The 24,027-nt window shown below is 36.5% G+C and carries 19 protein-coding genes, 1 rRNA gene and 2 pseudogenes; 6 read left to right on the plus strand and 16 right to left on the minus strand.

Annotation, left to right across the window (positions count from 1 at the left end; translation table 11 throughout):
* Positions 1 to 252: 252 nt before the first annotated feature.
* The 5 genes from F6K06_RS29450 to F6K06_RS29470 form a co-directional block, all read right to left on the minus strand.
* Positions 253 to 432: a hypothetical protein gene (locus tag F6K06_RS29450; RefSeq protein ID WP_161564757.1), complete on the minus strand. Its 180-nt coding sequence runs from the start codon at positions 430 to 432 to the stop codon at positions 253 to 255.
* Between the two features lies 1 nt (position 433).
* On the minus strand, positions 434 to 3,709 hold the full coding sequence (locus tag F6K06_RS29455) for a glycerol-3-phosphate acyltransferase (RefSeq protein WP_287242590.1): 3,276 nt from the start codon (positions 3,707 to 3,709) through the stop codon (positions 434 to 436).
* A 37-nt stretch (positions 3,710 to 3,746) separates the two neighbouring features.
* A complete protein-coding gene (locus tag F6K06_RS29460; RefSeq protein WP_287242593.1) occupies positions 3,747 to 5,189 on the minus strand; it encodes a cytochrome P450 in 1,443 nt (480 codons plus the stop codon).
* A 592-nt stretch (positions 5,190 to 5,781) separates the two neighbouring features.
* The gene (locus F6K06_RS29465) at positions 5,782 to 5,958 is read right to left on the minus strand and encodes an IS1 family transposase (RefSeq protein WP_287277754.1); all 177 of its coding nucleotides are present in this window, start codon (positions 5,956 to 5,958) and stop codon (positions 5,782 to 5,784) included.
* A gap of 272 nt (positions 5,959 to 6,230) precedes the next feature.
* Complete coding sequence (locus F6K06_RS29470; protein ID WP_124147742.1) at positions 6,231 to 6,716, minus strand: TerB family tellurite resistance protein; 486 nt, start codon at positions 6,714 to 6,716, stop codon at positions 6,231 to 6,233.
* Positions 6,717 to 7,224: 508 nt separating this feature from the next.
* On the opposite strand from F6K06_RS29470, the pseudogene F6K06_RS29475 reads away from it, so the two are divergent.
* Positions 7,225 to 7,428, plus strand: a pseudogene (locus F6K06_RS29475) (element excision factor XisH family protein); the annotation flags it as partial.
* 227 nt (positions 7,429 to 7,655) lie between these two features.
* Positions 7,656 to 7,946 carry a XisI protein gene (locus tag F6K06_RS29480; RefSeq protein ID WP_240039204.1) on the plus strand — a complete coding sequence of 97 codons (291 nt, stop codon included), beginning with the start codon at positions 7,656 to 7,658 and terminating at the stop codon, positions 7,944 to 7,946.
* A 198-nt stretch (positions 7,947 to 8,144) separates the two neighbouring features.
* On the opposite strand, the gene F6K06_RS29485 is transcribed toward F6K06_RS29480, so the two are convergent.
* The 4 genes from F6K06_RS29485 to F6K06_RS29500 form a co-directional block, all read right to left on the minus strand.
* Positions 8,145 to 8,765 carry a class II aldolase/adducin family protein gene (locus F6K06_RS29485; protein ID WP_124147744.1) on the minus strand — a complete coding sequence of 207 codons (621 nt, stop codon included), beginning with the start codon at positions 8,763 to 8,765 and terminating at the stop codon, positions 8,145 to 8,147.
* 681 nt (positions 8,766 to 9,446) lie between these two features.
* Positions 9,447 to 10,730, minus strand: coding sequence for a hypothetical protein (locus F6K06_RS29490; RefSeq protein ID WP_124147745.1), 1,284 nt, complete (start codon positions 10,728 to 10,730; stop codon positions 9,447 to 9,449).
* Positions 10,731 to 11,241: 511 nt separating this feature from the next.
* Complete coding sequence (locus F6K06_RS29495; protein WP_240039201.1) at positions 11,242 to 11,880, minus strand: restriction endonuclease; 639 nt, start codon at positions 11,878 to 11,880, stop codon at positions 11,242 to 11,244.
* A 39-nt stretch (positions 11,881 to 11,919) separates the two neighbouring features.
* Entirely contained in the window at positions 11,920 to 13,095 is a 1,176-nt protein-coding gene (locus F6K06_RS29500; protein ID WP_287242598.1) for a DNA cytosine methyltransferase, read from the minus strand.
* A 520-nt stretch (positions 13,096 to 13,615) separates the two neighbouring features.
* On the opposite strand from F6K06_RS29500, the gene F6K06_RS29505 reads away from it, so the two are divergent.
* Entirely contained in the window at positions 13,616 to 14,089 is a 474-nt protein-coding gene (locus F6K06_RS29505) for a hypothetical protein (protein ID WP_124147747.1), read from the plus strand.
* 296 nt (positions 14,090 to 14,385) lie between these two features.
* On the opposite strand, the gene F6K06_RS29510 is transcribed toward F6K06_RS29505, so the two are convergent.
* From F6K06_RS29510 to sufB, 7 genes and pseudogenes are all read right to left on the minus strand, one after another.
* Positions 14,386 to 14,715, minus strand: a complete 330-nt coding sequence (locus F6K06_RS29510; protein WP_161564759.1) for a DUF4177 domain-containing protein — start codon at positions 14,713 to 14,715, stop codon at positions 14,386 to 14,388.
* 441 nt (positions 14,716 to 15,156) lie between these two features.
* On the minus strand, positions 15,157 to 16,419 hold the full coding sequence (locus tag F6K06_RS29515) for a SufS family cysteine desulfurase (protein ID WP_124147749.1): 1,263 nt from the start codon (positions 16,417 to 16,419) through the stop codon (positions 15,157 to 15,159).
* 75 nt (positions 16,420 to 16,494) lie between these two features.
* A complete protein-coding gene (locus tag F6K06_RS29520; protein ID WP_282433650.1) occupies positions 16,495 to 16,623 on the minus strand; it encodes a hypothetical protein in 129 nt (42 codons plus the stop codon).
* A 276-nt stretch (positions 16,624 to 16,899) separates the two neighbouring features.
* Positions 16,900 to 18,261 carry a Fe-S cluster assembly protein SufD gene (sufD, locus tag F6K06_RS29525; RefSeq protein WP_124147750.1) on the minus strand — a complete coding sequence of 454 codons (1,362 nt, stop codon included), beginning with the start codon at positions 18,259 to 18,261 and terminating at the stop codon, positions 16,900 to 16,902.
* Between the two features lie 5 nt (positions 18,262 to 18,266).
* Positions 18,267 to 19,049 carry a Fe-S cluster assembly ATPase SufC gene (sufC, locus tag F6K06_RS29530; protein WP_124147751.1) on the minus strand — a complete coding sequence of 261 codons (783 nt, stop codon included), beginning with the start codon at positions 19,047 to 19,049 and terminating at the stop codon, positions 18,267 to 18,269.
* 188 nt (positions 19,050 to 19,237) lie between these two features.
* Positions 19,238 to 19,483 (minus strand): annotated as a pseudogene (locus tag F6K06_RS29535) (four helix bundle protein); the annotation flags it as partial.
* A 304-nt stretch (positions 19,484 to 19,787) separates the two neighbouring features.
* Positions 19,788 to 21,224: a Fe-S cluster assembly protein SufB gene (sufB, locus tag F6K06_RS29540; protein WP_124147752.1), complete on the minus strand. Its 1,437-nt coding sequence runs from the start codon at positions 21,222 to 21,224 to the stop codon at positions 19,788 to 19,790.
* Between the two features lie 152 nt (positions 21,225 to 21,376).
* Here sufB and sufR point away from each other — a divergent pair, with 152 nt between their 5' ends.
* The 3 genes from sufR to rrf all read left to right on the plus strand — a co-directional run bounded on the left by sufR (position 21,377) and on the right by rrf (position 23,692).
* Positions 21,377 to 22,138 carry an iron-sulfur cluster biosynthesis transcriptional regulator SufR gene (sufR, locus tag F6K06_RS29545; protein WP_124147753.1) on the plus strand — a complete coding sequence of 254 codons (762 nt, stop codon included), beginning with the start codon at positions 21,377 to 21,379 and terminating at the stop codon, positions 22,136 to 22,138.
* A gap of 328 nt (positions 22,139 to 22,466) precedes the next feature.
* Positions 22,467 to 22,832 (plus strand): hypothetical protein, encoded by a 366-nt coding sequence (locus F6K06_RS29550; RefSeq protein WP_124147754.1) that lies wholly within the window; start codon positions 22,467 to 22,469, stop codon positions 22,830 to 22,832.
* Between the two features lie 743 nt (positions 22,833 to 23,575).
* Positions 23,576 to 23,692 (plus strand): 5S ribosomal RNA (gene rrf / locus F6K06_RS29555).
* Positions 23,693 to 24,027 lie beyond the last annotated feature (335 nt).

Below are 24,027 nucleotides of genomic sequence, written 5' to 3' on the forward strand. Positions count from 1 at the left end.
AAGGAAGAAGGAAGAAGGAAGAAGAAAGAGGGAAGAGGGAAGAAGGCTACCCTCGCAAGAAAAAACCATCATTTCCTGTAGATATTCACCCTTGGGTTTACACAAACGATATAAACGGACATGATATCAGTCTCAGATGAATATAGAATGTTTTCGGAAAAATGAACAAGGAATTTGGATTTCTCACACTTATAATAGGGGAGAAAAAGTTAATTTTGCTAGTGTACATTTTAATTGTCAGATTGAATTAATCTATCGAAAAGTTCCTGGGATAGAATTCATTAATGGATAATTGATAATGGATAATTGATAATTAGGGTTTGCGGAAAAAGTCTGTTGGTAAAGGCAGGGAATAGAAAATAGGCGATCGCTCTCCCTTTCCAACTCTTCCCTCTCTCCCCACACTTCCCACACTTCCCACACTCCCCACACTCTACAACAATTCCACCGTCCCCCGATACCCATCTACCCTAACTTTTTGCCCATCCTGTAAACGAGTCATCGCTCCAGAAACATTCATTACTGCTGGAATGCCATATTCCCGCGCAATAATAGCTCCGTGGGATAACTGTCCCCCCACTTCAGCAATAATACCTTTTGCCTTCAATAATAATGGTGCCCAACCTGCATCCGTATAAGGCACAACAATAATGGGATTTTCGCCTTCAGCAATACTCACTCCTGCACTACGACAAACTTTCACATAACCTTCCACAGAACCGACACTTGCAGGTATACCTGACAAAATAGAGGCATTCTCAGCAGTCGCTGCAATTTCTGGATTTTCCTGTGGTAAGACATTGCCGTAAACTACCGAGGGAACTAGGCGATCGCGGTCTTTTTCCAACTGTTCCTTTCTTTCACAGATAAGTTGTCCAAGCAGGCGATCGCTAAACATTCCTGCCCGATCAAGGAGGCGATCGCTAAACATCCCCTCCTTCTCAAGGGGGGTTAGGAGGGATTCTTTTGTTGGGTTTCGTTCCTCAACCCAACCTACTGTTAAAATCCATTGCCGAATTTCCTCAAATTCCAAATAAAAAATATCACCCTTTTCTTCAAAAACCTCTAGATTTTCTTGTAAGTCATCATTTTTGACTTTTGACTTTTGACTTTTAACTTCTAAATTTTCTTGTCGCTCATCACTTTTGACTTTTGACTTTTGACTTTTGACTTTTATTTCTATTGCTAAAAACGTCAGTCGTAAATAAGCCAAAAATTTCCCATAAACCTCAGCAATTTTCCCCTTAGTTATCGCACGTTTTGCACATTGCGCCAGTCGCCACCTCTGCCACAAGTTTAAAGACCTTACCGAAAAACTCTCTTTAAAATTATCTTTTTCCCCCTCACCTTTCCGAGCCATTGCAAATAATAACTCACGGAAATTATCCGGCTTTTCTCCCCAAGTTGCCACGGCAATATCCGTACCAACTTCACTCAAATAACCATAACTTTCCAACCATTGCTGAAACTCCCTTTGTAATTCCTGATTTTGCTCAAACTCTGCCTCTATTTCCCCATCATAATTAGTTGCCATTTTTAACTTAACTGCTAATTTTTGTAATTCTCTAATTGAAACAATTTCCGGTGCAGTATCAGTAGGCAACCATTCCTCAGAAACACGGAAGAGCGATCGCCTAATTGCCAAACCTATAGGACCCAAAATATTATAAAAAGTAATCGGTTTTAACCATGCTTGAATTTGTTCTGCTTGGTCTAATAATTCTGATAAAGACTGAGACGAATTTTGTTTGAAATTATTTTCTAAAATTTGTAGAGCGGGAATAAAAATTTGATAATAGTCCCGTTCAAACTCTCGGTCAACTGCCATTTCTTTTTTAATCAACCGCCATAAACCAGGCAAAGAAGGCAACACTTTTCCTAAAGGCGGTTTTCCCATTTTTTGCCCTCGTAATAAAAACTCTAAACCCTGCTCCGGCAATCCCATCATTCTAAAAATTTCCCCTAACAAAGTAGCATTAAAATAAGCATGGGAACCGAGCAAAGTTGCCGTTTCAGTAAAATCTAATTTTGCTACCTTTTCCCCTAAAACAATAGTAAAAATTTCTCCCCAAACTCCACAAGTCAAAGGACGATTTATCGACCAAGTTAAAGGATGAATTGCCCCAGGAATTACCTCTGCTGCAATAGTTCGCGTCCAAATTGGTCTGAGATTAGTAATGGGGCGACTTTGTAAAATCCAAATTTTTTCACCATCCCAACACCATTCAATATCCTGGGGTAAACCATGAAAAAAGACTTCTATAGCCTCTGCTTGATTTACCAATTCTTGAATAATTTTTTCAGGTAAAATATCCTGATTTTTTACTTGCTCTAAAGATTGATTTTTATCTTTTTCTTTTAGGTTTAATTCCCCGTCGCCTACAGGGTTAAAATTGGTTGAAGTTTGAGTCACAATCCAGTTTTTCCCTTTTCCTTCTTCCTCCCCCCTTTCAAAGGGGGGCAAGGGGGGATGCCTTTTTCCCTCTTCCTTCTTCCCTCTTCCTTCTTCAACAATTTCTAAATGTACCGGACTAAACTGCCCACCCACAACTTTTTCTGCACCTCCTGGCAGAGCTTCAATAATTATTTTTGCACCACCATCTAAAGGATTACGAGTAAACATTACTCCAGCAACTTGACTAATAATATAAGGCTGAATTAATACTGCCATTTCCGCATCAGGAATTTCTCTTTGCCGACGATAAGCAACAGCTTCTGGCAACCAATAAGATTGACGACAAATATTAATTGCTTCTAATAATTCCGTTTGATTTTTCACCGGATAAATAGTTTGATATTGTCCGGCAGCAGAACTATTATCACTATCTTCCCCCACAGCAGAAGAACGAACAATTAGGGGAAAATTAATAGACATTTTATCCAGCTTCGGTAAAGGAGAGTTGATAGTAGGTAATGAAGAATTAACTTCCTTATTCCAATTGCCTCGACTCCCTACTTCAGTTGCAGGCAAAACAAAACCTTTAACAACATTAAAACCAGCTTTTTTCAATTGAGCTAATCTAGCTGCTTTCTCACCACATACTTTGGTATCTAGTTGATTATCGAGAGAAAATATAATTTGTTTCTTTAAAGCCATATCATCACTTTGCCTCAGATTTATTACTACTAATAGAATTGCTAATCCTAATAATGCGAAAACTTCAAAAAAAGATGCGTCCTGGCGAAATAATAATACCCAGAAAAAACTACTGAGACATCCCAGACGAGCTGCCCATTGTCGGATATTTTGATTTTTTTGAGGAAATATTTTTTTTCCTATTACTAATATTAATAATCCTGTAATTCCCGAACCCAATGCCACCATAGGAGAATAAACCAAAACTCCCCAACTAGCATTAGTCACACCCCCACCTTTAGCAATAAAATATCTACCTGCGACTAACAAAATTAATCCTACTAACTGTAAGGTAAAAATCTCTGGAAATAACACTTTTGCTACTAAAACTGGCGCGATACCTCTAACTATTTCTGCTAATACTGCTGTTATTGCCACTGGTTTCGGCGCGTGAGTAAACGCTGCTGCCACACTAACATTACCCGTACCGACTTTTCTGAGGTCGATATTTGCCAGAGTTTTAACTATTAAACCAGTGAGTGGGAGAGCGCCGAGAAAAAAGCAGATACCTAGAAACAATACTGATACTAATATTTGCATATTTATAGCAAAGAATGAGTTGGTATTTGACATAGACTGATGATGAACTTTAGAAATAGAAAAATTTTTCCTACTGTTCCCTGTTCCCTGTTCCCTGTTCCCTATTCCCTGCTATAGATTTAATCTCTATTTGATAATCATCTTTAATTTTCTTCAGGGGAAATTGAACAAACCTTGGTTCTCCCATCAGTTGCCAATCAAACATTTGTAGTAAATGAGATACAAACACTTTGCTAACTAATATTGCCATCTGCGCTCCCAAACAAGCGTGAACACCACCGCCGAAAGGGATAAATTCATACATCTTACCCTCACCACGTTCCGGCAAAAAACGACTCGGATCGAATTTCTCTGGTTGCTGAAAATATTCAGGCATAATATGAGCAATTCTAGGTTCTGCAATCAAAGTCCAACCTTTCCGGTAGAGAACACCATCGAGTACAACAGATTGAGTTAACCGACGACTAGCAGTAGAACTTGGCGGTAAAGTGCGGAGAGTTTCTTTAATGGAAGCTTCCAGAAAAATCATCTGTTTCAAATCTTCTGGTGAAAACTGGCTAAAGTTGTTATTTTCTCCTAATATTTGTACCTGTTCCTGTCGTAATCGTTGTAATATTTGTGGATGCTTGCCAAGTTGATATATTAAGGAAGAGATAAACCCTGAAATTTCGTAATGAGATGCCCACAATTGCAAAAGACATTGATTTTTAATCAAAATATCGCTAAATACTCCATCTGGGTCTTCCTGCTGACTAGCTAACATCATTGACAGGAAATCTTGAGTCGGGTTAATCTTTTCATTTTCCGCTAGTCGCCGTTTGATGACAGCATCCATAAACTCAATCAATTTTACCCGTGCTTTAATTCCACGACCGAATGTTGTGAGAGGAGATTTCCATTTGAGCAATCCATAAAAACCATCAAAGTACGTTTTGTATAAAGCTTTTAATTCCGCTTTAGAGGAAATTGGCAACCCCTCAAAAGTTTTTGGAACGGAGTCATTTAAGCTAATTCCTAACAATAGAGGTGTGAGTATATCAAAACTAATTTTCTCCACTTCTGGATATAGCTGAATTTTTCTATTCGCCCATGTTTTGATGCCTTGAGCAATAATATTATTAATGTGAGTTGCATATCCTTCCAATGTTGCACCAGTCAAACCAGGAGCTAGTGCTGTTTTTCGTTGACGATGTAAGTCAGGACGTTGAAATAGACTGTACTCGCCAAACATCTCCATTGTAGTTGCTGGTAGCGCAATTTCTGTATATTTCTGGTCTCCGTTGAAGGCCATTTTAATTGCTGAGACACTCCCTACAAATACTGTCGTTCCACCAAAAACACTTGTTTTAAATATAGGACCATATTTTTTGAAGTTTTGACGACAGAAGCGATCGGGGTTAGCTATATAATTAAATGTGTCATAAAATTTTGGTTTTCGTGGTGGAATTTTGGCCTCCACAGGTGCTGCTTCTCCATCAGCAATTAACATTAAATCAGTTGTTTGTAAACTCATTGTTTTTATCTACTACAGCAATACATTTGTTTGTAGTTGGGCTTTATATCATGTCCGGTAGCATCGGTATTGTATAGCAAAGGTAGGCAACAGGCAACAGACAACAGGCAACAGGCAACAGGCAACAGGCAACAGACAGGAAGGCTTAAGAGCAAGAAAAAAAACTTAAATTTCCTGTAGATATTCACGCTCACTTTTACACAAACGATATCAATGGACATGATATTAGCTGGACTTTCAAAAAAAAATGCAGTCTCTGAGGTGAAAATTATGATATATTATGGTTCTTACCTAAATTTGATAGCTGCTCAAACAAACAACCTTGTCTGCCTTACCGCCATGGTTTCAAAAGTGGTGTCAAAAATTTGATGATTTATTCAAAACCAAAGCTCAAAAAAAGGGATTTCGCCTTGGATTTGGCGGGATTATTAGGAGAAAGTCAACACCAAAATATTGCTCAAATTACCGACAATATTATCGGATCTTTATAGAACCCCTGAGCGTATCTTTGGACGCGGTATGTGCTTTCATCTCCCCATCTCCCCATCTCCCCATCTCCTTCTCTATTTTTAAATAGATCCGTTTAGGGGTTCTATAAGAGCAACATTTGATCAATCATGATTCTTGTTGCTTCATCCATAGATCCTCGGCTAGGATTTTCTACAAACTGTCGCCCACAATGAGTACAACGGAAACGAGGTTTACCATCGTGGGTATGTCCATATTTAATGATTTTAGTAGACTGGCACTCAGGACAATTGATCTCCACAAACTTAACTTTATTAACCTATTTGAATATATTACCATTACTATGCAGAACTACCTCTGACTTTTGACTTGCGCGTAGCGCTATACTCATTCTATATAGATATTCTTGAGAGCAATCTTGAATGTAATCGCAATATGAAAAAATGATCGATATTATCTGCCGTCAAACTATGAATGCAGTTAGACTAACTCTAAAACACAATTGAGGATTTTGATATACTTACCCATAAGATCGACATATCAAAATCCTCTATAAACAGGTTTAAAGAAGAATTAAACTTCCGTTTCAAATAAAGCAAGTCGCAGTCGCTCGGTCGCTTCTTCCATTTCAGCTAATGACTCAATGCTAATAACCATGCTACGGTCAATTCCTAAAATTTCTGCTGCTTTAGCCACAGCAGCTTTTTCTTTTTCTTGGTAAACTCCATCAGCTCGACTCATCTTAATCGCTTGGTATAACATGGAACGGCGAAAATTCAGAGGAAAATCGTACTTGATACCACTCAACATATCCTCAATGCTAGCATTTTTCCAATCGAATTTGCGTAGCGTTTCAATGTACTCCGTAGAGTCTACGAACAAAAGTTCTTGTTCATCAATATACCACTGGAATTCTTTTTCTGCTAATTCGCCATCTGCTCCAGCGATCGCCATTAATGCACCACCGTAGTTCACTGCCACATCAAAATCAATTGGTGCACTGATCTTATACCGATGTTCGGCATATTTTGTCGGTTGGAGGCTTTTTCCACCACTCATATTTTACTCCTTTTACTCTATAGTTTTGAGCGTCTTTAACTATATTTGATATTGATTCATTTTGTCAAGTTTATATTGTTCGTATAGCAGGGAACAGGAATTAGTTAATGAACTTGAAAAAGGGCGTTGCTGAGTGGTATAGCAATGTGCGCTGGCATATTTACAAATTACAAGAGGTGTCCAAGAGCTAAAAGTCTTATATTATCGGTTTTTTATTCCCCCTGCTGCCTGTTGCCAGATGAGCTGTTGCCTGCGCACAGCGCTATAATGATTTTGAGATTAACTTTGGGCGCAAAACATCAGTTTTTCAATTTTACCTTCAGCTCATAGACATCTCCAAGAATCAAAAATCAATATCTATATCCCAAAGAAATTATCAATTCTTTCCCCTCCACGGTCGGGCCCCGCGGGTGGCTTCCCTACAGCAAAGCTGCCTACTCCCTACTCCCTATGGATGGAGTAGATGTCTAATTATCATTACATTTAAGCAACGCCTGAAAAAGCATGGGGGCAATTCTTTTTATATAGTAGAATTCTCAAGAAACAAGACCCATTACGTCAAATATATTTAGCAGTCAAGCGCAATATTTTTGAAACCTTTTTTAAGGAGGAAGTTGGACAACTTTTATTAGAAGAACCTGGTTTTCGTCTGTTTGTTTTTGATGCCAAGATTGAGGAAATTATTCAATGGAAACCACAAATCAACTCTTAGACCTGGAAAAATGGCGTGAAACACTCATAAAAATTTTGCGGCGTTGCTGAATAAATGTATGATTTCACAGGAAGACCGAGGACTGAGTCAGGAGGACCGAGTCAGCAGAGTAGGTAGAAACAAGTTTTTCGGTGATTAAATTAGGAAGAAATAGGTATAATTTGCAGTATTGTTTTGGCTGAAAATTTACCACTAGTTGAATTTCATACCTCAAATCAGCAACGCCAATTTTGCAATACTACGCCGATCTTCCTTACTGCTATGGTGATGTGAAAACATACACGATCATTAGTAGCGATCGCAACCATTTTCTGTTAGTCCATGAAGGATGGGAGGATAGTCGCCGTGTATATGGTACTATTGTCCATGCTGAAATCCGCAATGATAAAATTTGGATTCACTACGATGGTATTGAAGATGGTACTACGGATGAACTTGTTGGTGCTGGAGTACCGAAGCATAGAATTGTACTTGCTTTTCATCCTCCAGAGATTCGTCAACATAGTGGGTATGGATAAGTCTTTAGGAGTCAGGACTCAGGACTCAGGACTTAGGACTCAGGAGTTATATCAAATCCGGTAGCATCGGTGTAATTAGATTAAAGAGGGTGGGGAGTAGGGGAGCAGGGCGAGATTAAATTTAGCACCCCAGTTATTGTTAATTATTCTTATGTTTACTTCCCGTTCTCGGACGTTGTATGCAACTTCCCTACTGCTCTACTCCCTCTTTTCTAGAGATGTCCGATCAAAATTCAACAAAATATTAGCAGCTTCATCTAAATCTTTCCCAAAAGAAATTATCCCATCTTCGTGACCTGCCATTACTAATATTTTTTCTACTCCTAACTTCTCCTCATCAAACAAACGAAATATTTCTTTTGCCATTTGTGGAGTACCATAAGGTACTTTTTGATTAGAAGTAGGAACTTTATACATAAGTCCTTGCCAAAGCTGAGAATTATGAATATGAATAATACCCATAATTTCTGGTTGATAATAATAGATAGCAGCATGAGTTAAAGATTCAGAAGAAGCTTTAACAGGTCCGCAACAAGTTAGGCTATTTTCCTCAATATTAAAATCAGTAACTACCGTGTAAAATTCCGGTCCTAAAGTTTCTAAATGGGCGGTTTGAGTGCCAGTAATAATAAACTGATTTGAGTCATTTATTCTCTGACTAACATTACCAAAACCAATGCCATTTTCATAAGCACCAATTAATCCTAACGAGTACATAAAATCTCGCTTTTTCATTAAATCAGTAATGCTATCGCTTGTCACAGGTTCCTCTTTAACCCAATGACAATTATATTTAATTACTCCCTCATCCATAACCATAAATTTAATCGTGAAAAATAACAGTTAATATCATTAATGTAGGTTGGGTTGAATAACAAAACCCAATAGACATCTCCAAAATCAAAAATAAAATCAATTCTTATCCATAAATTATCAATTACTCCCCTCCTGGGAGGGGTTAGGGGTGGGTTCCCTGTTCCCTATTCTCTATTCCCTATTCCCTATTCCCTCTTTTCTGGAGACGTCTAATAGATAAGACATTAGCAAAACTTAGATTATGTCCGCATAGTTTTTCCTGACTATATATAATAGAGTTGTCGCTAAATAGAGGGAAAAAATCGTTCCAACCTAGACAGAGCAATAATTCCCAGATTTTTTGGTTGCCAATAGCTACAATCCTTACAGAACAAAGTTTTTGGGGATTTTTTAAGTTATAAAGCGACAAGTCTAATATCAAATCTGGTTAATTAGGTATAAAAAAATGTTACATCACAAGCGCCATTGCCAAATCTTTCTTGATCTCCCCACATTCTCCTCCTGGGATTTTATCTCCCCAGATTCGCCTCTTGGGAGGGGTTAGGGGTGGGTCTCCACATTCTTTATCTAATTACACCAATGCTACCGGATTTGATATAATTTCTTTGTATAAGTCCAACTTGGTATTTGTTGGGTTAAGCGGGAGCGCAACCCAACCTACTGTATCATAACTAATTAGATGGCTTAATTTTCCGCAGGAACGAAATTTAATGCTTGACCATTCAACTGAGGAAACTCAATAAACACATCTATAAAGTCACCTGTTGCACCATCAAAACGAACCACACTACCAGTACCAGTGCTACTAGCATAGAGATTACCATCTGGTCCAAAACCTAACCCTCTTGGGGCATCCAATATTGGCACTTCCTCTGCATCTAAACCAGCATCAAGTACATCTAACAACGCTCCTGTCTCAACATCATACACGCGAACACTAGCTACCGAATCATCCTGACCAAAAGGAAATTCACTGCTGACATAGATATTGCCATCCAGACCATTAATCACATCTAGGGGACTTAATTCAGGGTCATTGACAAAATTAGGATTCAATACTTGACCCGTAAGACCATCATATTGAATGACTGTTCCACCGCCACCACCTGTTGCTGGGTCGGCACCATTTCCTAAGTAAAAATTGCCATCGGAACCAAATACAAAACCTCTGGGAAAATCTACTAATTCTGAGGGAATAAACTCATCAATAAAATCTCCAGTTTGACCGTTGAAACGTACAATTGAACCTAGCGATCGCGCCCCTACATAATAATTATTATCTGGTCCAAAAACGGCACCTCCACCATTTAATTCGGGAAATTCAGTAAATGTTTCAATGAAGTTTCCTGTAGTGGCATCGAAGCGTAAAACATTGTCATTTCCACCATTAATTAAAACAGTATTAGACCCATCAATTTCTTGTACAATATCTCTGGGGTCGGTTAATTCTCCACCATTAGGAAATTCACCAATTAATCGACCAGTTAAACCATCAAAACGAATGGCTGCATCATTACCATTATTAGCTGCACTTGTAACAACTACATCAAATATTGTGCCGATAAAATTTTGGGAAAATAATCTATTTTCAGCAATACCAAAATTAACGAAATGTTCGATGGTAGTTAATAAGTTTTGTTGAACTGCATCAGCAACATCTGGATTTTCTTGGAGATAAATATCGGTATTAAATTGAGAATTAGGATCGAGATTTTCAAATTGACCGACTTGAATAAAATGTTGAATGGGAGTGATTGAGTTTTGTTGAACTAAGGCAGCAACATCTGGATTATTGGTTAAATAAAAGTTAGTATCAAAAAAAATACTGGGGTCTCGCCCTTCAAATTGACCGAAGCGAATAAAGTGGTCAAAGCCGCTTTGTACGATGCCATTGTTTACTGCTTCTGCAATTTCGGGGTTAACATTTAGATAAAGGTTTTCATCAAATAAGTCACTAATTTCTAGCATAGGTCATGTATTTATTCGGGATATCTTAGTTATTAATGCACAAGTCTTTTTATTTGGCAAGTTTTTGTATTTTATTGCTTTTTATTTAGCAATAATTGAATAATTTTTGTGGAGATTTTCCTATGTTTATGACTTGCTTGGAAAAAATCAGCAAATCCTATTTAGATATTTTCATTTTTGCATCTTTCTAGATATTTTCAAATTGATAATCTTGAGTTTATTTAATGATGTGCTTTTAGAGCGGGTATCATTGGGGATAAAAAAAAGATAATTCCGTATTTTCTTGCCTCCTTATTGCAGAGTTACTGAAGTCCGCAGTTCCTCCGAAGGAGGCTAACTGATAACTGATAACTGAAATGACCTGTTATAGCAGTCGAAGGAAAGGTTAGGACATATTAAAAGCCTAAAATTCAGACAAAGCAATATTTTTTCTTCTTCCTTCTTCCTTCTTCCTTCTTCCTTCTTCCTTCTTCCTTCTTTCTTTTTCCTTCTGCTATATTTGATAGATATTTTAACCTAGAATATTTTCCACTCCAGCTATATTTCCAATTTCTGCTTGTTCAATAATCCTTCTATATTGTAATCTCCATTGCAAAGCATTAGAGATAGTAATATAACCCTGTTGTGGAGGTTCTTTTATTATTCTTTCAGCCAAAATTTCCCGTCCTATTTCATCTAAAGGAAGGTTACGATCTTCTAAAAATCCTATTACATCATCTTCATTACCATTACGACTAATAATTTCTAGTAAACCTCGTGTTGTTTGATAATCTCCTGTTTTTTCTTTGGCTACAAATATCGCGCTTTTAAAATTTAAACTTGCTGCTCGTAATTCTTGATTATCTATTTTTTCATACACAAAGACAAGTAGATGATAGCCTAATCCATAAACCTTTTGACTAGCATCTCTAAACGGACAAGATGATTGTGGTTGTCGAATAGAAGTTACCTTCAAATCTACTTCTAATTCTGGAAAATCTATCCCACTAGCTGCACTCCCTGGAGTATATAAATATTTGGATATTAAATATTTATTGAATGCTTGTTCTACATAAGTTCCTATTGCTTTACCATCGGTAATACCGTACAAATCAAAAATTGGTCTAACAGTTAATTCTCTAACAAAAATTGCTGCTTCAGTTTTAAACAATGATAGTGTCAGTTATTTCATATATTTATTAGTATTGAATTAACTAAATAATGTTAATTGTTGCCAAGTCCGATGGTTAAATTTAAAGTTTTGTTTGCCTATTCTTTGACATATCCATTTTACACAATCTGGCACAACTGAATTACCATATAAAGCATATTGGTGATAAATTTTAGCAACCCGACACCAATTATCAATAAATCCCATTAAGCGAGCATATTCTACATTAGTTAAACGGCGAAATTTATCACCAACTTGATATCTTTCATAATGTCTAGAAGTAGAGGCAGTTAATGTGGAAGTAACCCCATTAATACCGAAGATAGTATAGCCAAGACGCGCTCCTCCACCCTGGTTATATAATATTTCGACACCGTTGCAATATCTATTGATAGTTTTGCTCTGTTTGATTCTTTCAATAGTTTCATAGGTAAAATCAAATTGTGTATTTATTTCTGACTCATGTTGCAGAATATCTTTGAGTTTTTTTCGGGGTTTGATGTCAGGCATTAAAGGTAAAGATTGACTATAAAATTTATTTTTATACGCAATGCCCCAGTGATAATTTTTGCTAGTACCATGAAGAATAGCCTGCATAGATGTTTCTATTTCGCTATTTTTATTCCAGGGTAAGCTGTCAAAATCATTCTCTGTTAAAAATACATAAAATTTTTCTAGATCGAGTATTTTTTGTGTTGAATTTACTCTTGTGCCAAAAATAAAAATTCTGTCTCTATTTTGGGGGATACCAAAATTTATTGGGTTAATGATTCGCCATTCAATAAAATAATCTAATGCAGCTAGAGCATTTAAAATTATTCGGAAATGAGACCCCTTTTCCATTGTTAATATTCTTTTGACATTTTCTAATAAAAAATATTGTGGTTGTTTGGCTTGAATAATTTCAATAATCCGCTCAAAAAGTGTTCCTCTAACTTTATCTCTAATTCCCATTTTTTTGCCAGCTTGACTAAATGGTTGACAGGGAAAACCAGCAGTTAAAATATCATGTTCGGGAATGTTTGATATCTGAATTTTATTAATATCACCTAATACTATTGAGTCACTACCAAAATTACTTTGATAAACCTGACAGCAAAGTTCGTTAATATCATTAGCCCAAATAGTTTCAATATTTGCAGCTTTCATTCCTAAACAAAATCCACCAATTCCAGAAAATAATTCTATGGCTTTGAGTGTGTTAATATTATTCAATTTATTATCTCCTTTTGTAAGCATTCAGCCGTCAGCTATTAGCTATCAGCTATTAATTTTGAGGAAGATAAAAGCAACCTTTAAAATTGAGAAAGAATAAAAGTTACTGGCAAATTCCCCTTCCTAAACCTTAGAAGTAATTACTCATTACTAATTGCTGACTGCTTAGTGCTAATAGCTGAATGCTTACCTCCTTTTAACTAGCTATCAGCATTTTCCGTACCGGAATGCTCTGCAAACAGCACTCAGCTTTTAGCGTGCTGAAAACTTGGGTTTAAACCCCCAACTTCTAGGTTGTCGTTTAATTTTAGGAGGGGTTGAAATCCCCTTTTTAATGAAATAACGATCGCTATCTCAAACTTTCAACCTAACTAACTATCAAAACGGACATAATATAATTTGTGTTTAAACTATTTCCTACGTTCTAAATTTTCAAGTATGACGGCTTGTCTTTTGACATTTTAACTACCCTTACCCATTATAAAAAAATTAAAAATTATAAAATAAAGGAAAAACAAGGATGAAACAATTATTAAAACTCACATCAATCATACTAATTGTAACTGCGGGATTAGGAATTGCTAAAACAGTTCATTCTTCTGGTAACAATCTAATTGCTGATGAGTCTCATGGGGGTATGGGTCATAGTCATAAAAAAATAGAAATTCCAGCAGATAAACCAGTTCCTGAAGTTGATTTAGTTGCTTATAAGGATACTATGAAAGGATGGAATTTAGAGTTGAAGCTAACTAACTTTAAGTTTGCCCCGGAAACAGTAAATCAAAGTAGTAATCCTAATGAAGGTCATGCTCATTTATATATCAATGACAAAAAAATTACTAGAATTTATAGCAATTGGTATTATCTGGGAAATTTAGACCCAGGCAGCAATAAAATAACTGTTACCCTAAATACGAATAAACACGAAGATTTAGTCAGTAACAGTAAGATGATTATGGATACAGAAATTATTGAAGTGACAGCCCAAAAATAGGGTGAATCTCAATTTTGAATAAAGCCAAAAATTTATCGCTTTTAGGGAACAGGGAACAGGAAACAGGGAATAGGGAATATATAGGAAAAAAGTATTTTTGCAAATATGAGACGCACCCCAAAAATAGGATTAATTACAGCAGTTATCGAGTTGATGAATTACAAGGTTTTATTGCTTTAGGGAACAGGGAAAAGGGATAAATTTATCAGAGAAAAGATTTTTATTATTGCTAATTAATGAGACTTGATATAACTTATAAATAATCATCCCTTCCTTCTTCCTTCTTCCTTCTTCAACTATTTATCTTTTTTAAATATCAGAATATATAATCCTCGCCCACTAGAAGGATTAAAAACCACATCAGTTTGACTTAATTCCCATCCATCTTTACCCGCATCGTTTAAAGCTTCTATATAGCGGTCTCTTTCTTCATTACTTTGAGGAAAACCAAATTGATATTCAACCTTATATTCATATTTTCTACCTCTACCTTGACTTAACTTTTCTGAATCGATCGCCTCAATTTTTTGTTCTATTTTAGGTGTAGTTTTAGCAATGGAAGTTGCCAAAGTTTTATTAGGTGAAAAAATTAACGCCACCGCTAGACAAATAATCGCAATATTCAAAACAATTAAGTTAATAACTATAAGTTTATTTAGATTCCAGTCTCTCATATCATGTCTGCTTGAATATTTACACTTTAGTGGAAGGAAGGCAGAAAGCAGAAGGGTTTCTTACAATTATGATTTAATTCTATATTCACTTTTGTAGGTTGGGTTGAGGAACAAAATTCAACACATAGGACATTAGCATAACTTACATTATTTCTGCTTAAACAAAGAAATATAATCAACTATGCTCCGGTCATAATATTTCGCATTTTTAACTTCTAAGAGCTATCCATAACCATAAATTTAAGAGTGAAAAATAACTGTTAATGTAGGTTTGGTTTAGGTATTTGTTGGGTTGCGCTTACGCTTAACCCAACCTACTGTATCTTTCTCCTTTTCCTCCTCTTACTTCTTTCTTTCCTCCTGACTTCTGACTCCTGACTCCTGACTCCTCTCTCAACCCATAATATTGCTAAAAAACTCTATTGTTTCTTTCAAAGCAACAATAAAAGCATCAATATCATTACGATTATTATAAAAAGATAAACTTGCTCTAGCTGTGGATGAAATATTCAAATATTTATGTAAAGGTTGGGCACAATGATGACCGGAACGAATTGCTACACCTGCTTCATCTAACATTGTTGATAAATCGTTGGGATGAATTTTTTCTACAGTAAAAGATGCTAATGCTGCCCTACTTTCACCTTTCTCATTTGGTTGAGGCCCATAAATAGTAACTTCAGGAATTTGGTTCAATCTTTCAAATAAATAAGTAGTTAATTCTGCTTCATAATTATGGATTTTTTCCATACCTATATTTGTCAGATAATCTACTGCTGCACCAAGAGCGATCGCTTCTCCAATAGCTGGTGTTCCTGCTTCAAATTTATGAGGTAATTCGGCATAGGTGGAATGGTCAAAAAATACCTCGGAAATCATTTCGCCTCCTCCTAAGAATGGAGGCATTTTCTCTAATAATTCTAATTTTCCATAGAGAAAACCAATACCAGTAGGAGCGCACATTTTATGACCGGAAGCTACTAACCAATCACAATCTATTTCCCGTACATCTACTCTTATATGAGGTACACTTTGGCAAGCATCTATTAATACTTTTGCTCTATTTTGATGAGCGACCGCGCAGATTTCTTGCACTGGATTTTGACAGCCTAAAACATTAGAAATATGGGCAACTGCTACTAATTTTGTTTTATCTGAAACTAGAGTTTTATATTGTTCAAAATCAAATTCTCCGGTCTTGGTTAGCTCTACGAATTTTAAAACTGCTCCAGTTTTTTGAGCAACCATTTGCCAGGGAACAAAATTACTATGATGTTCCATAACTGAGACAATAATTTCATCTCCTGCTTTGAGATTATTTAAACCCCAAGAATAGGCGACTAAATTAATTGCTTCACTAGCATTTCGAGTATAAACAATTTCATTCCGAGATGCTGCATTGACAAAAGCAGCTATTTTATCTCTTGCCCCTTCATAAGCATCTGTTGCTTTTGAGCTTAAGGTATGAATACCACGATGCACATTAGAATTATATTTCAGGTAATATTCTTGCCAAGCATTAATAACTGCTAGAGGTTTTTGTGAAGTAGCAGCATTATCTAAATAAACCAGTGGTTTACCATTTATTTCCTGATTTAAAATCGGAAATTCTTCCCGTACTTTTTCACCTAGTGTTTTTTCTTGAATAATAGTCATTTTTTCAGCTATCAGTTATTAGTAAGCATTTAGCTATCAGCTATCAGCTATCAGCTATGAGTTATTAACTCATTATTACACCGAAGGAGGAATTAGTCCCCAAGGAGTAATACCATTTATCAAAAACTTTTCTACATTTTGTTGAGCAGGGGAGTCGGGGAGTCGGGGAGTTAGGGAGAAGTAAAAAGTAAGAATAATTAACATTAACTGGGCTATTTTTAGCAAAAAGGTGATTCGGTCTGTTTTAATTAGTTAATAACTGAAATTTTACCCAAGTATAGCGTTACTTTTAGGAATTGGTATAATAAGTCTCAATCAACTTTTTAGCTCACTTGCTTAGTTCCTTCTTTTTACTTTTTCCTTATTACTCTCTTTGAAACTTTACTACACCGAAGGAGGAATTAATCTCCAAGGAGTAATAAGTCTCAATCAATTTTTTAACTCACCTTCCTCCTTCCTCCTTCTTCCTTCTTCCTTCTTTTACACTTTACAAGCAACACATTGTTTTAAAATATTTTGCAAAGAAGGTAAGGGCAACTTGTTAATAATTTCTGCTGCAAAAGCATCAATTAATAAATTACGACTTACTTCTTCATTCAAACCTCGACTTTGTAAATAAAACACTTCATCATCATCCAACTGACTAACAGTTGCACCATGGGAACATTGAACATTATCAGCAATAATTTCTAATTGCGGTTTTGTATCAACCCTCCCACCAGAAGAAAGTAACAAATTACGATTTAACTGAGCTGCATTAGTCAACTGTGCAGTTTGAGAAACATAGACTTTGCCATTAAATATAGAATGTGCTTTGTCATCAACAATACACTTATAAAGTTGCTCAGTTACACCATTGGGATGATTCAAAATAATGGCACTGTGAGTATCTGCTTCTTGCTCATTCCCAATAAATGCCAAACCATAAAGATTAGTTTCCGTTCCCTCGCCCATTTGAGAAACTTCTAAATTATGACGAGATAATTTTGCCCCTAAATGGATAGCATTGCAAGTATAACGACTATTCTTCGCTTGAGCGATCGCTGTTTTGCCGATATGAAATGCTGTTCCTGCATCTCGCTGCACCCTGCTATGATTAATTTCCGCATTTTCCTCTACCCATATTTCTGTAACTGTATTTGTCAGATAGGGGCGAGAAGTGGGTGCTTCCGGACAAATAACTTCTGCCGTAACACAATGCTCAATTATTGTCGCACTACTGTTACGCTCCGCTACTACTAAACAACGACGCTGAGTCAAAATCGGAATTTCAGTCTGAGTCGCAATAAATAATAGATGTATTGGTTTTTCTACAACTTGATTTTTTGGCAACCATACCACTGCTGCATCAGTTAAACCAGCAGTATTTAGGGATGTAAATACTTCTTTACTTCCCTGTTGTTGCCCCAAATAATCTCCGATGCGGTCTTGATATTCGGGAGGTAACTGCCCTAGGTTTCCGACAAACACTCGATCTGTCAAACCTTCGACTAATGATAACTTTGGTGCAAATACCCCATTCACAAATACCAACCGACTGTCTGTTGCTTCCGGCAAAATAAAAGGAGTAATATTCAAAGCATCCAAATTTACTGGTGCAGGTGCTTGAAAATTTAACTTCATCATTGCAGACAAGTCAGAAAACCGCCATTCTTCATCTTGCTTTGTCGGAAAGGCCAACTCACGCACCCAGGTTCCTGCGCGATCGCGTACTTGCTGTAACCAACTTGCCATTTTTCCATCTAGAGGAAATTCTGGCGGTACCGTTGGAGATACTCCTTTACAACACTCTTTCAGTAACTTGTCTAAATAAGATATCTCTGGTTTTACAGAAACTTGCATACTTTTCACACTCCCACTTTTGCCTCTTCAATCAAATCATCGTAACCTTTTTCTTCTAATTCTAATGCTAATTCTTTTGTACCAGTTTTAATAATTCTACCGCCTTCTGTTACATGAACAAAGTCTGGCACAATATAGTTTAATAAACGTTGATAGTGAGTAATTACTAACAGAGAATTTGACTCATTTGCTAATTCATTTACTCCATTTGCTACTATTCTCAAAGCATCAATATCTAACCCTGAGTCAGTCTCATCTAAAATTGCTAATTTTGGATCTAACAATGCCATTTGTAAGATTTCATTTCGCTTTTTTTCTCCACCAGAAAAGCCTTCATTTACACTGCGGTCTAAAAACTCTGGTTTCATCTTGACAATATCTAATTTATCCTGCACCAAATCGTCAAAATCAAAAGCGTCTAATTCTTCTAATCCCTGATGTTTACGTTTAGTGTTATAAGCAACTCGCAAAAAGTCTAAATTACTAACTCCAGGAATTTCTAGGGGATATTGAAATGCCAAGAAAATGCCATTTAATGAACGTTCTTCAGGTTCCATTTCTAATAAATTTTTGCCTAAAAATGTAATTTCTCCCCCTGTAACTTCGTAGGCAGGATGACCTGCTAATACTTTAGAAAAAGTACTTTTACCGGAACCATTTGGCCCCATGATGGCATGAATTTCTCCAGCTTTTATTTCTAAATTTAAGCCTTTAAGAATCTCTTTTCCTTCTACATTAGCAGTTAAATTTTTAACAGATAAAATAACTTCGCTATTTTCTTTAATCATATATACCTCTTTTGTAATTTATAATGAATAATTGATAACTTTTTATTGGTTTTTTGATTTTGCCTATTTAACAATAGCCGTCATCCGTAAATAATGAATAATTAATAATGAATAATTAATAATTATTTGATTTGGTCGATTTAACAATAGCCGTCATCCGTAAATAATGAATAATTAATAATGAATAATTAATAATTATTTGATTTGGTCGATTTGACAATAGCTGTCAGAAGTTTTAAGAGTTCTATGCAGTCTTGATTAATTGAGTCAAACCCTTTGACATCAATGTAATTTGCTTGATGTAATAGCTCTAACCAATACAGAGTTTCATTGACCTCTTTTAGAGAAATAGCCATTTTATGTACAAAGTCGGCAGGACTTTCAGCGTATTCAGCTTCACGCACCAAAGCACCAATTGCTGTACCACTACGAAGTAATTGCTTTGATCAAACATACTCCTGTTTCTCTTGATTAAGGTGTTTTGACAGTTTAACAATTCGTAGTGCAAATGCAAATAATTTTTCTTTGACTACATTATTTTTCATAATTAGCAATTATCCATTAATAATTATTAGAGCTGATTTACAAAGTAAATATTAAGAGGATAAATGCTTTACAATGCAAGAATTTGACACTATCCCCCAGGACATAATTTTCCGCAAACCAATAGTATAAATGAGCTTCAACTCAGTTTACAAATCAGCTCTTAATTATTAATTATTAATTATTAATTATTAATTATCCCACTGTTCCTTCCAACTTTAAACTCAATAATTTGTCAGCTTCAACAGCAAATTCCATAGGCAACTCATTAAAAACATCCTTACAAAAACCACTAATAATCATAGACACCGCATCTTCAGCAGAAATTCCCCGTTGAGTAAAATAGAAAAGTTGGTCTTCCCCAATTTTAGAAGTAGAAGCTTCATGCTCAACCTTAGCAGTATTATTATCTACTTGAATGTAAGGAAAAGTATTTGCTTGAGCGCGATCGCCAATTAACATTGAGTCACATTGAGAATAATTCCGCGACCCCTTAGCACCAGACCCCATTTTCACCAAACCACGGTAACTATTAGCAGAGTTGCCAGCAGAAATACCCTTAGAAATAATTGTACTGCGAGTATTTTTGCCAATATGTACCATTTTCGTACCTGTATCTGCTTGCTGCTTATTATTAGTCAGAGCAACAGAATAAAATTCTCCCACGGAGTTGTCCCCCACCAAAACACAACTAGGATATTTCCAGGTAATAGCAGAACCAGTTTCTACCTGCGTCCAAGAAATTTTAGAATTTACTCCCTTGCACAAACCGCGCTTAGTCACAAAATTATAAATACCACCCTTACCATTTTCATCACCAGCAAACCAGTTTTGCACCGTCGAATAATTAATCTCAGCATTGTCAAGAGTGACAAGTTCAACTACAGCAGCGTGAAGTTGGTTAGTATCAAACATTGGAGCAGTACAACCTTCCAAATATGTTACTGAACTACCTTCCTCAGCAACAATTAAAGTCCGCTCAAACTGACCAGCATCTCCGTTATTAATTCTGAAGTAAGTAGAAAGATCCATCGGACATTTTACACCTTTAGGAATAAAGACAAAAGACCCATCACTAAATACAGCAGAATTAAGAGCAGTAAAAAAATTATCCCCTACAGGTACAACACTACCAAGATATTTTTCCACCAACTCTGGATATTCCTGCACTGCTTCAGAAATAGAACAAAAAATCACACCATCTTCAGCAAGTTTCTCCTTAAAAGTAGTCGCAACAGAAACACTATCAAATACAGCATCAACCGCAACATTACTCAGACGCTTCTGCTCCGAAAGGGGAATGCCAAGTTTCTCAAAAGTATCTAACAAAGTAGGATCTACTTCATCCAGACTTTTCTTCTTATCTTGAACTTTTGGTGCAGAATAGTAAATAATATTTTGATAATCTATTTGTGGATAGTCAACCTGTGCCCATACTGGTTCCTTCATTTGTAGCCACTTTCGATATGCTTTCAGACGAAAGTTGAGCATGAACTCTGGCTCATTTTTTTTAGCAGATATCAGACGAATTACATCTTCGCTCAGTCCACGAGGAATAGTTTCTGATTCGATATCGGTAACGAAACCATACTTATAAGGTTGATTAACTAAGGTTGTTACTTTAGCAGTCATTGTATTTATTTCCTAGTTATATTTACTTCTTTAGTAATTTAGATGGCCTTTAGTAGGCACTTAAACAACTTATTTGTTGTTTAAGTCTATTTTAGGTTACATTAACAACAATGATATTGTCAAAGTCCAATTTAAGTATTTTTTTTGACAAAATGGAAATTACCCAACAAAATTCGACCAAACAAGAAATCCTACAACATTTAATGAAGCGAACTCAAGCCACCGCTTTAGAGTTGGCAGAATCTTTAGAAATTAGTCCCCAAGCTATACGTCGCCATTTAAAAGACTTAGAAGCAGAAGGACTGATTATATATAAGTCAGTACAAACCGGGATGGGAAGGCCACAACATATTTATCAATTAACAACTCAAGGACGCGATCGCTTTCCCCATAATTATGATGAATTTGCCGTTTCCTTCCTTGACACCTTAGCCGAAACTATTGGCCAGGACCAACTCAGTCAAGTATTCCACAAACAATGGCAGCGTAAAGCAATGCACTATCGCCAACTATTAGGGACAGGAAAAGTGCAGGAACGCGTAGCCCATTTAGTAGAACTCCGCAAAGCAGAGGGTTTCATGGCAGAGTGGTCTCCTGTAGAATCTCAGGAAGTGGACGAGCGATCGCTCAAAATTCAGAATTCAAAAGTCAAAAGTGATTCAGCTTCCTCAGCAGAAATAGGAGAACCACAGTTGCCCGTTGAACGCTACATATTTATGGAGCACAACTGTGCTATCTCCAGTGTGGCCGAATCTTTCCCCAGTGTTTGTGGCCATGAATTAGAGATGTTTGGTGCTGTACTGCCTGATTGTACTGTGGAGAGAACTCATTGGATTGTTAATGGAGAACATCGTTGTGGTTATTTAATAACTAAGAGAGGGAACAGGGAACAGGGAACAGGGAATAGGGAATAGGGGGGAAACATTTCCTTTATCATCAGTCTCTGTCCTAAACAACTTGTTCTTGTTCCTTGCTATAAAAATGAGTGTCTAATTCTGATATAGAATCCGGTTATTCAACGAACTCAGAACTCAGAACTCAGAACTCAGAAGTTATTTTTGTAATGAGGATTTGAGCAAGGTTCCAAAAATATTTCGCCAGTCAAGGCGGGGTTTTAGACCGATATTATTTTGATAAATATGATATGTGTTTACCATTCTATAATTACTTCAATCTCCCCTACTCCCCCACTCCCCTACTCCCCTTTTCTCCTGAATCAAAAATATAAAATCAAAAATTAATATGCAACAATCCATGGAATTTTTAACAGCGGAGGAATCTGCTCAAGTTGATGGGGCGCTCCTAACTTCCAAAGACAAGTTTTCAACGCGGCTGGCCATTTATTCATTGAGGTGTCTGAAGCAAATGGCAGAAGAAACAGATTTAGCTCCAGAAGAAATACCCTCAGAGCAAATAACTACTTGGATTCAAAAGGACGAGAATATTAAGGAACATTTAGATGTAGATGCTAACTTTGAGACCTTTTTTACTAGGTTAGTCATCTCCTCGTTACGTCCTTTAAAGGAGATTTCTCAAGAATTTGGCGTACCACTCCAAGATTTGACAGTCCAACAGGTGGTTAAATGGTATGAGAAAGAGGGGAGATGAGGAGATAGGGACCCACCCCTAACCCCTCCCAGGAGGGGAATTTGGGGAGATGGGGAGATGGGAGAAAATTTCAACTTTTTTCCCCTATTCTCTAACTGAATATCCTAACTTCTGATTCCTGTACGTGGCCAATCTGATGATTGCCCTACCTAAAGACCTGAGCCAAAAGCACATACCGCGTGCAAAGATATCAAAAGGGTTCTATATACTTACTGCTGCTTGCTAAAGCTTCAAAACATGGACTATCCAATACTTATATCTACAAAATGTCTATGTTTTTATGCCATTAATCTGTGTTATTATTACATATGTCTGCTAGGAGAAAAGAATTTTAGCAACAATTATGGAGTGTTTGGCACTCGACTTTTCGTGTTTGACGAAAACCCCCCTAGGGAATTCTAAACTCAATGTGTTTGAGCAGAACATTAACCTTCTTTGCCAGTAGACTTATGGACGAGTGAGCAGGAATTTCGCTCAACATCACCGATGAAGAGCATGTTTAGGATTGTCTAGATTTTTATAAGGTGTATAACAGGGCAACAATCTAAGATTTATCTGAATTTCTCCCCTGCTCCCCTACTCCCCTTGGCCGGAAATTCAGAGATTAAAAAAAATTTGCTTAGGGGGTTGACATTTCTGAAAAAGATATTTATAGTAGTAAATGTCAGGAAAAAAAAAGCACCTAACACCTGAAACGGTTAGAAAAAAAATAAAATAATTAATATATCTAATTATTAGCTTTTCCTGGTGTCTATGACGTAGTGGACCCACTCCGATCCATCCCGAACTCGGAAGTTAAACGCTATGGTGGCGAAGATACTCGGCGGGTAGCTGCCCGGTAAAATAGCGCGATGCCAGGTTAAATATAAACGAAGGTTCTCTCAACGATACGAGAGAACCTTCGTTTTTTAGTGAATTAAAAAGAAAATCAGAGAAACCTACTATATATGGATATGGCACCGCTAAAAGTGTGCAAAACTTGTAGAGTGCGTTAGACGGCTAAAATTTAGATTGTGAAAGGTATTTAACAATTCGTCGTAACGCACCATTTTAGATTATTAGATTAGATTTGACACTCTGCGGTCTAAAGACGCGCAGATTCTTAATTCGTCCAGAAATGAACTCTTAAAGGCGTTGTCAAAGCGCCTCTACTTAGTTGGCTCAAGTCAAGACCAAGCTTTCCAGATACTTTTCT

Origin of the sequence: Okeania sp. SIO1H4, from assembly GCF_010672695.1 — a bacterium.
Taxonomy (GTDB): domain Bacteria; phylum Cyanobacteriota; class Cyanobacteriia; order Cyanobacteriales; family Microcoleaceae; genus Okeania; species Okeania hirsuta.

Excerpts from the sequence above, each read along its gene's own strand:
- F6K06_RS29455 (WP_287242590.1), bottom strand. The coding sequence starts at position 3,709 with ATGTCAAATACCAACTCATTCTTTGCTATAAATATGCAAATATTAGTA.
- F6K06_RS29460 (WP_287242593.1), bottom strand. The coding sequence starts at position 5,189 with ATGAGTTTACAAACAACTGATTTAATGTTAATTGCTGATGGAGAAGCA.
- F6K06_RS29470 (WP_124147742.1), bottom strand. The coding sequence starts at position 6,716 with ATGAGTGGTGGAAAAAGCCTCCAACCGACAAAATATGCCGAACATCGG.
- F6K06_RS29485 (WP_124147744.1), bottom strand. The coding sequence starts at position 8,765 with ATGGTTATGGATGAGGGAGTAATTAAATATAATTGTCATTGGGTTAAA.
- F6K06_RS29490 (WP_124147745.1), bottom strand. The coding sequence starts at position 10,730 with ATGCTAGAAATTAGTGACTTATTTGATGAAAACCTTTATCTAAATGTT.
- F6K06_RS29505 (WP_124147747.1), top strand. The coding sequence starts at position 13,616 with ATGAAACAATTATTAAAACTCACATCAATCATACTAATTGTAACTGCG.
- F6K06_RS29515 (WP_124147749.1), bottom strand. The coding sequence starts at position 16,419 with ATGACTATTATTCAAGAAAAAACACTAGGTGAAAAAGTACGGGAAGAA.
- F6K06_RS29520 (WP_282433650.1), bottom strand. The coding sequence starts at position 16,623 with ATGTTAATTATTCTTACTTTTTACTTCTCCCTAACTCCCCGACTCCCC.
- sufD (WP_124147750.1), bottom strand. The coding sequence starts at position 18,261 with ATGCAAGTTTCTGTAAAACCAGAGATATCTTATTTAGACAAGTTACTG.
- sufC (WP_124147751.1), bottom strand. The coding sequence starts at position 19,049 with ATGATTAAAGAAAATAGCGAAGTTATTTTATCTGTTAAAAATTTAACT.
- sufB (WP_124147752.1), bottom strand. The coding sequence starts at position 21,224 with ATGACTGCTAAAGTAACAACCTTAGTTAATCAACCTTATAAGTATGGT.
- sufR (WP_124147753.1), top strand. The coding sequence starts at position 21,377 with ATGGAAATTACCCAACAAAATTCGACCAAACAAGAAATCCTACAACAT.
- F6K06_RS29550 (WP_124147754.1), top strand. The coding sequence starts at position 22,467 with ATGCAACAATCCATGGAATTTTTAACAGCGGAGGAATCTGCTCAAGTT.